This window comes from Kitasatospora sp. NPDC091257 (assembly GCF_044757675.1).
Taxonomy (GTDB): domain Bacteria; phylum Actinomycetota; class Actinomycetes; order Streptomycetales; family Streptomycetaceae; genus Kitasatospora; species Kitasatospora lactacystinica.
In genome coordinates this window covers 1-6,675 of the sequence record NZ_JBIVVI010000432.1, presented here as the reverse complement: position 1 = coordinate 6,675, position 6,675 = coordinate 1, and the positions used below count along the sequence as shown (strand labels likewise).

The window sequence follows — 6,675 nt, the reverse complement described above, 5'->3', positions numbered from 1 at the left end:
CCGCAACACCGCCGACGACCGCTCAGGCCGGGGGACCGGTGGGGGCCATGATGCGGCGTCGAGACGGTACGGGTACGCCCTTTACCGAATCATGGTCGAACATTGGCGTTCGAATGGTGGGTACGCTGCGACCCGTTCACCCGGCGTCCGTGCGCGATCAACGTGCCGCTGGAAGAGTCCCGCGCATGGATATCCCCAACATGGGCGTGCCGGCCAAGCTTGCCGACCGCATGAGCATGGCCGAGCAGCACGAGTACCTGCGGGCCCGTTTCTCCCGCCGCCGGATGCTGCGCGCCGGTGCCGTGACCGTGGGCGCCGTCGCCGTCGGCGGCGCTCTGGGCAGCGGGACGGCCTTCGCCGCCCCGGCCGGCCCGCAGCTGCTGACCGGTGGCACGACCAGCGGCATCGACGGCGCGCTGGTCGCGCCGACCGGCCGTCACCTCCAGTTCGGCCCCGAGCCGGACACCCAGTTCCGCGTCTCCTGGCAGGTGCCGGCCCCGGTCAAGAAGCCGTTCCTGCGCTTCGGGAAGACCCCGTGGGAGCTGAGCCACAAGGTCCAGGCCGAGGTCCGCGCCCTGCACACCCCGGCGCTGACCCCGAACAGCCAGCCGGTGGACCAGTACTACCTGCACGTGGCGCTGGAGGACCTGCGCCCCGACACCACCTACTACTACGGTGTCGGCCACGAGGGCTTCGACCCGGCCTCGCAGCAGCAGATCTCCACCCTGCACACCTTCCGCACCGCGCCCTCCCGCGACCACCGCTGGGGCAAGGTGTACGAGCCGTTCACCTTCACCGCCTTCGGCGACCAGGGCGTCAGCGCGCACGCGGCCGGCAACGACCACATCATCAAGGCCCAGAACCCGGCCTTCCACCTGCACGCCGGCGACATCTGCTACGCCGACCCGGCCGGTTCCGGCACCGACCCGGACAAGTCCGTCTTCAACGCGAAGACCTGGGACGACTTCCTGGTGCAGACCGAGACGGTCGCCGCCGAGATCCCGTGGATGGTCGCGTACGGCAACCACGACATCGAGGCCTGGTACTCGCCGAACGGCTACGGCGGCGAGAACGCCCGCTTCTTCCTGCCGAACAACGGCCCGGACCCGCGCGCCGTCCCCGGCGTCTACACCTTCCGCTACAAGAACGTCGGCGTCGTCTCGCTGGACGCCAACGACGTCTCCTACGAGATCCCGGCCAACCTGGGCGTCTCGGCGAACAAGCAGACCAAGTGGCTGGAGCGCACCCTCAAGGACCTGCGCAACGACGAGACCGTCGACTTCGTCGTGGTCTTCTTCCACCACTGCGCCTTCTCCACCACCGTCGCGCACGCCTCCGAGGGCGGTGTCCGCGAGGCCTGGGTGCCGCTGTTCGAGAAGTACCGGGTGGACCTGGTCATCAACGGCCACAACCACATCTACGAGCGCACCGACGCGATCCTCGGCAACAAGGTCTCGAAGCAGGTGCCGAGCGGCGCCACCATCGAGCCGGCCAAGGACGGCGTGGTCTACGTCACCGCGGGTGCGGCCGGCCGCAGCCTGTACAAGTTCGACGTGCCGGACACCTACGAGGGGCACGAGAACCACCAGGACGAGGTCAAGACCTACTACTGGAGCAAGGGCAGGGTGAAGACCCCCGAGACCATCCAGTGGTCGCGGGTGCGCTACACCGGCTACTCCTTCATCAAGGTCGACGTCACCCCGAAGCACCTGGGCCAGAAGTCGGTCATGAAGGTCACCGCGCTGGCCGAGGACGGCACGCAGATCGACAACTACACGATCCTGCGCACGGTCGGCGAGGGCTGGGACTCGAACCGCGACGACGACGGCCAGGGCGGCGGCTGGGGCTGGTAGTCCCCGAGCGGCCGGCGCTCCCCGGACGCGCCCGACGGGCCCCGGCGGTGAGGGAGGACCTCAGCGCCGGGGCCCGTACATGATGACGCCGACCCCGGCCAGGCAGACCAGCGCGCCCAGCACGTCGTAGCGGGTCGGCCGGAAGCCGTCCACGGCCACGCCCCACAGCAGCGAGCCGGCCACGAACACCCCGCCGTACGCGGCCAGCACCCGGCCGAAGTCGCTGTCCGGCTGCAGGGCGGCGACGAAGCCGTACGCGCCGAGCGCCACCACCCCCAGGCCGGCCAGCCACCACGGCCGCTGCTCGCGCACGCTCTGCCAGACCAGCCAGCAGCCGCCGATCTCGGCGACGGCGGCGAGGGCGAACAGGGCGACGGAGCGAAGGACGGTCATGCGGCCGAGCCTAGGGCGTCAGCTCTGGCGGTACGTGGCCAGGAAGCGCCCGATCCGGTTGACGGCCGTCTCCAGGTCGTCGGCCCGGGGCAGGGTGACGAAGCGGAAGTGGTCCGGGCGCGGCCAGTTGAAGCCGGTGCCCTGGACGACGTGGATCTTCTCGCGCAGCAGCAGGTCCAGCACGAACCGTTCGTCGTCGACGATCCGGTGCACCGCCGGGTCCAGCCTGGCGAAGGCGTACAGCGCGCCCTTGGGCTTGACGCAGCTGACGCCGGGGATCTCGTTGAGCGCCTTGACGGCGATGTCGCGCTGCTCGGTGAGCCGGCCGCCGGGCAGCACCAGGTCGTTGATGGACTGGTGGCCGCCGAGCGCCGCCTGCACGGCGTACTGGGCGGGCACGTTGGGGCACAGCCGCATGCCGGAGAGCATGGTCAGGCCCTCCAGGTAGTCGGTGGCGTGCTGCCGGGGGCCGGAGACGACCAGCCAGCCGCTGCGGAAGCCGGCCACCCGGTAGGACTTGGAGAGGCCGTTGAAGGTGAGGGTCAGCACGTCGTCGGCCAGGGCGGCCAGGCAGTGGTGCTCGGTGCCGTCGTAGAGGATCTTGTCGTAGATCTCGTCGGCCAGCACCATCAGGTGGTGGCGGCGGGCCAGGTCGAGGATGCCCTCCAGCAGTTCCTTCGGGTAGACGGCGCCGGTGGGGTTGTTGGGGTTGATGACGACGATCGCCTTGGTGCGGGCGGTGATCTTGGCGGCGATGTCGTCCAGGTCCGGGTACCACTCGGCCTCTTCGTCGCACAGGTAGTGCACGGCCTTGCCGCCGGCCAGCCGGACCGCGGCCGTCCAGAGCGGGTAGTCGGGCATCGGCACGAGGACCTCGTCGCCGTCGTCCACCAGCGCGGTGACGGCCATCTGGATCAGCTCGGAGGCGCCGTTGCCGAGGTAGACGTCGTTGACGGTGACGCCCTGGACCCCGCGCTGCTGGTAGTACTGCACCACCGCCCGGCGGGCCGGCAGGATGCCGCGCGAGTCGCTGTAGCCGTGCGCCTTGGGCAGGTTGCGGATGATGTCCTGGATGATCTCCTCGGGCGCCTCGAAGCCGAACGGGGCCGGGTTCCCGGTGTTCAGCCGCAGCACGCTGTGCCCGGCCTCCTCCAGGGCGTTGGCCTGGTCGACCACCGGGCCCCGGATCTCGTAGCACACGTCATTCAGCTTGCTGGACTGTCGAAACTCCATCTGCGGCCTCCCGACCGTCACCACCGCTCCGTTGCTTCAGCTTTGTTCTACCAAGTGTGTACTTGGAAAGTCCAACCTCTTGGCTATGCTGATCCACATGTCACGCCGAAGCTACGACCAGTACTGCGCCGTCGCCCGCGCCCTGGACGCGGTGGGGGAGCGCTGGAGCCTCCTGATCGTCCGTGAGCTGCTCGGCGGCCCGCGCCGCTACACCGACCTGCACGCCGACCTGCCCGGCGTCTCCACCGACATCCTGGCCGCCCGGCTCAAGCAGCTGGAGGCGGAGGAGCTGGTGACCCGCCGCCGACTGGAGCGGCCCGCCAACGCGACGGTCTACGAACTGACCGGGCGGGGCCGTGAACTGCGCCCGGTCGTCGAGGCGCTGGGGGAGTGGGGGCTGGCCGCCCTCGGCGAGCAGCGGCCCACCGACGCCGTGCGCGAGCACTGGTTCACGCCCCGCGGGGCGGAGGAGCCCGCGGCGGTCGCGGCCGGCTGACGACCGCGGGCGTGCCCGGTCGCCCGGACGGGGCGGCGGCAAGGCCCCCGTCGCCGACCGCCGCCCCGTGTGCCCTCAGTGTGTTCCGGGCCGATCAACGAACGATCGGCGTGCGATGAGCGCCGGGGCCCGTCGCCGCCCCGGACGGGCACGCACGTACGATCGTCGGATCGTCGGACCGCCGGAGTCGTTCCAGGAGAGCGGAGGCCAGCCCGTGCCCACCCCCTACCGCAGCTATGTCGCCGTCGGCGACTCCTTCACCGAGGGCATGGGGGACGACCTGCTGCCGGACGGTCACTACCGGGGCTGGGCCGACCGGGTCGCCTCGGCACTGGCCGCCGAGCGCACCGACGCGCAGCCCGCGGACGCCGGCTTCCGGTACGCCAACCTCGCCGTCCGCGGCAAGCTCATCGGCCAGATCCACGACGAGCAGCTCGCCGCCGCCACCGCGATGGGGGCCGAGCTGGTCACCCTGGCCGGCGGCCTCAACGACGTGCTGCGCCCCGGCTGCGACATCGACGCGGTCGAGCGGCTGCTCGGTCGCTGCGCCGCCGGGCTGCGCGCCACCGGCGCCACCGTCGTGCTGTTCACCAGCACCGACCCCACCCGGCGCATGGCCGGCAGCGCCCGGCTGCTGCCCGCCATCCTGCGGATGAAGGCCTTCGTCCAGGAGCTGGGCCGGCAGGACGGCTTCGCCGTGGTCGACCTGTTCTCCGCGCCCTGCTTCGACGACCGCCGGCTGTGGGCCGAGGACCGCCTGCACCTCTCGTCCGAGGGCCACCGCCGGGTCGCCGCGGGAGTGCTGGAGGCGCTCGGCCGCCCCGCGGCCTTCGACTGGCGCGCCCCGCTGCCCGCCGCCGCCCCGGCCGGCCGCGCCGAGCGGCTGCGCGAGGACGCCCGCTGGCTGGGCACCCACCTCGGCCCGTGGATCGGCCGCCGCCTCACCGGCCGCTCCTCCGGCGACGGCCGCCCGGCGAAGCGGCCGGAGCTGCTGCCGTACCGCTGAGGCTCGCTACTCCTCGGCGCCGGCGCCCGGCGCGTCGAGGACCAGGCTCGCCATCGGGGCGTGGGTGGTCCAGCCCATCGCCTCGTAGAGCGCCTGTCCCTCCGGCGTGCCGACCAGTACGCCGGTGTGCGCGCCCCGCTCGTGCGCGGCGGACTGGAGCGTTCGCATCACCAGGACGCCCAGGCCCCGGCGGCGGTGCTCGGGCACGGTGGTGATCTGGTCCGGTACGGCCACCGGGCCGGCCAGGCCCGCCTGGCCGCGCGCGGCGAGGTGCCCGTCCCCGGTGCGCACCAGCGCCCGGAGGACCCCGCCCCGCTCCCAGGCGGTCACGGTGTACCCGGCCGGGACCTCGGGCCGCTCGGCGACGAGCGGCACGCTCATCAGGAAGCCCGGCACGTCCAGGCGCCACCGTTCGTCCAGCCAGGGGCGCACCGTGGCGTCCTCGGCGAACAGCTTCAGCCAGGTGGTCGGCGCGGTGACGGTCTCGGCGAGCTTGCGGACGTCGGCCTCGGTCGGCTCCGGCAGTACGTGCCGGCCCACCTCGCCGGCCGGCGCGCCGACGTCGATGCTCCAGCCCCAGGGCCGGTCCACCGGCTCGGCGGAGCCGCGCGAGACGGCCCAGCCCGAGATCCACATCCGGACCAGGTCCCTGGTGTCCGGTTCCCGCATGTCGCCCACCCCCGTGTGTAATGGTCTCAAAGGCAGTGCATAGCTTACCGACAGCGAGGGTCGTCGGGCCAGTAGGATTTCCGGGTTCACGGTGCCGCCCGGCGCCGGCTGCTGGAAGGACCCCGGAACGTGCGCGAGACCGAGCCGCCGCAGGACCCCACGGCGGCCGCGCCGACCCCGCTGGAATCCGACTGCGGCAGCTGCTTCGGCCTCTGCTGCGTCGCGCTGCCGTTCGCCGCCGGCAGCGACTTCGCCATGAACAAGGCGGCCGGCAGCGCCTGCCACAACCTCCGGACCGACTTCCGCTGCGGCATCCACGCCCAGCTGCGCGACCGGGGCTTCCAGGGCTGCACGGTCTACGACTGCTTCGGCGCCGGGCAGCGGGTCTCCCAGGTGACCTTCGGCGGCCGCAGCTGGCGCGAGGAGCCGGACAGCGCCAAGGCGATGTTCGACGTCTTCCCGATCGTGCGGCAGCTGCACGAGCTGCTCCGCTACCTCACCGAGGCGCTCACCTTCGCCGCCGCCGCTCCCGTCCACGACGAACTGCGGCAGGCGCTGGCGCAGACCGACCGGCTGGCCGGCGGCACCCCCGAGGAGATCCTCGCCGTCGACGTCCCGGCCCACCGGCAGCGGGTCAGCGAGCTGCTGCTGCGCGCCGGTGAACTGGTCCGTGCCGCCGTCCCGCGCCGCCGCGAGCTCCGGGGCGCCGACCTCTTCGGCGCCCGCCTGCGCGGCGCCGACCTGCGGGGGGCCAACCTGCGCGGCGCCCTGCTCGTCGCGGCCGACCTCTCCGGCGCGGACCTGCGCCTCGCCGACCTGGTCGGCGCCGACCTGCGGGACGCCGACCTGGCCGGCGCGGACCTCGGCACGGCCCTCTTCCTCACCCAGGCCCAGCTCAACGCCGCCCGCGGCGACGCCACCACCCGCCTCCCGGACGGCCTCACCCGGCCCGCCCACTGGCCCGAGACCGCTCCGGCCCCGGCGGCCGGCGGCCGGGCCGGAGGAGCGTGCCGGCGCCACGACAC

The 6,675-nt window shown here is 72.8% G+C and carries 6 protein-coding genes and 1 pseudogene; 4 read left to right on the top strand and 3 right to left on the bottom strand.

Annotated features, from left to right (window positions below; genetic code table 11):
- Positions 1-185: 185 nt before the first annotated feature.
- Positions 186-1,853 carry a fibronectin type III domain-containing protein gene (locus ACIQOV_RS20690; protein WP_387730439.1) on the top strand — a complete coding sequence of 556 codons (1,668 nt, stop codon included), beginning with the start codon at positions 186-188 and terminating at the stop codon, positions 1,851-1,853.
- A 60-nt stretch (positions 1,854-1,913) separates the two neighbouring features.
- Here the strand turns inward: ACIQOV_RS20690 and ACIQOV_RS20685 are convergent, their stop codons facing one another.
- Together ACIQOV_RS20685 and ACIQOV_RS20680 are read right to left on the bottom strand one after the other, a co-directional pair.
- Positions 1,914-2,246, bottom strand: coding sequence for a YnfA family protein (locus ACIQOV_RS20685; protein WP_401050411.1), 333 nt, complete (start codon positions 2,244-2,246; stop codon positions 1,914-1,916).
- An 18-nt stretch (positions 2,247-2,264) separates the two neighbouring features.
- Positions 2,265-3,479: a pyridoxal phosphate-dependent aminotransferase gene (locus ACIQOV_RS20680; protein ID WP_401050409.1), complete on the bottom strand. Its 1,215-nt coding sequence runs from the start codon at positions 3,477-3,479 to the stop codon at positions 2,265-2,267.
- Between the two features lie 97 nt (positions 3,480-3,576).
- Here ACIQOV_RS20680 and ACIQOV_RS20675 point away from each other — a divergent pair.
- A pseudogene (locus ACIQOV_RS20675) lies at positions 3,577-3,930 on the top strand (winged helix-turn-helix transcriptional regulator); the annotation flags it as partial.
- A 259-nt stretch (positions 3,931-4,189) separates the two neighbouring features.
- Positions 4,190-4,981: an SGNH/GDSL hydrolase family protein gene (locus tag ACIQOV_RS20670; RefSeq protein WP_401050407.1), complete on the top strand. Its 792-nt coding sequence runs from the start codon at positions 4,190-4,192 to the stop codon at positions 4,979-4,981.
- A 6-nt stretch (positions 4,982-4,987) separates the two neighbouring features.
- Here the strand turns inward: ACIQOV_RS20670 and ACIQOV_RS20665 are convergent, their stop codons facing one another.
- Positions 4,988-5,650, bottom strand: coding sequence for a GNAT family N-acetyltransferase (locus ACIQOV_RS20665; RefSeq protein WP_401050404.1), 663 nt, complete (start codon positions 5,648-5,650; stop codon positions 4,988-4,990).
- Positions 5,651-5,779: 129 nt separating this feature from the next.
- On the opposite strand from ACIQOV_RS20665, the gene ACIQOV_RS20660 reads away from it, so the two are divergent.
- A partial coding sequence (locus tag ACIQOV_RS20660) for a pentapeptide repeat-containing protein (RefSeq protein WP_401050402.1) occupies positions 5,780-6,675 on the top strand: 896 nt, incomplete at its 3' end.